This window comes from Rhizobium sp. P1_E1 (assembly GCF_056406015.1).
Map to the genome: position 1 here is coordinate 1 of NZ_JBFUAY010000510.1, position 1,254 is coordinate 1,254.

A 1,254-nucleotide genomic window follows, 5' to 3' on the forward strand; every position below is an offset into this window, starting at 1 on the left:
GCCGAAACCGAGGACGCTAGTGACAAGCCCTCCAGCAACGAACCCGCCCGCGGGCTGGAGGCTGAAAGCTCATGCCGTTCGTCTGCCTATAAATGAGAACCGATTGCTAAGCTCGGTCGCTCGCCGGTGAGTTGGCAAATGGGCTGTAACGAAGGGTCGGGTTGATGGATGCGGACACGGCCGCCATTGTCAGCTGACAATTGAGCTAAGATTCCGGAATTTATGCTGACTTCCGGAAAGACGCGGGGCGCTCTAGCCGCGTGGCATTCGTTCTTTCGCTACGAAGCCATGCAGTTTTCGACAAGACCAAATCCTTTCGCGGTCGCTTTCGCGGCCATAACGGCAATCGTCGCAAGAAGCAGTTATCCATGGAGAAGCCGAACGATTGCGTCGCGGTCCTGCTGGTGTCTGTCTCATGGCCTCCCCTTCGTATGGGTAGATAGGTGGACCCGCTCGTCCACCGCATCAGGGCGAAATGAAACTCAAAGCGCTTGCGCCGTGGATCGAAGATTACAGCGAAATCCATCGACATTCGGCGGTGCAATGGATAGCTGACCTGTCCGGCGAAATGGGGCAATCCATATTGACAGAATCAGAGCAATAACACATCGAAGGAATGGTGGGCTGGGTCCCTCGGTCGATAGTGAAAGACAACAAAATCTGGCAGGCCAATCATGGACGGGGCAATGGATAGTCTAAAAACGCTGATGACGGACCCTGCAACGCGGGCACGCGTCGACAATGAATGGGATAAGCTGGAGACAGATTTTGCCGCAGCTTATGCCGCGATGCCAGTCAAGTACATGTCCCGAACAGAATTGTCCTTCCATTCTTACGTCAAGCTTTTGGGATTTCTCAGTATCGACGTGGCCTCACTTGAGGGAGACATCGTTGAGATCGGCGTCTGGAAAGGCAAGTCTCTCGCCTTTATGCAAAGGCTTTCGTCACCTTCGACAAAACTCGTTGGAATCGATCCATTCGAATTGCCAGGGCAGCTTCAAGAAGTCGATTATTTTCGCAATGTTCTTTATAGAACCTGCATTTTGGTAAGAGGCTACTCGCAGAATGCCGTCGAGCGCACGCTTCAGGCTTCCCAACGGTTCAAGATTTTGCATATCGATGGCGGTCATGCGAGCGAGAATGTCTGGGCAGATTTCCTTCTTTATGAGCGATTTGTCGTACCTGGTGGGTATATCGTCTTCGACGACTATGGTGATTTTGCCCATTCACCAGAAGTAGGACCCGCCGTAGATA

General features: G+C 52.6%; 1 protein-coding gene. It reads left to right on the forward strand.

Annotated features, from left to right (window positions below):
- Positions 1-674 precede the first annotated feature (674 nt).
- On the forward strand, positions 675-1,254 hold a 580-nt coding region (locus AC1D1Z_RS37560; protein ID WP_477853911.1), incomplete at its 3' end, for a class I SAM-dependent methyltransferase.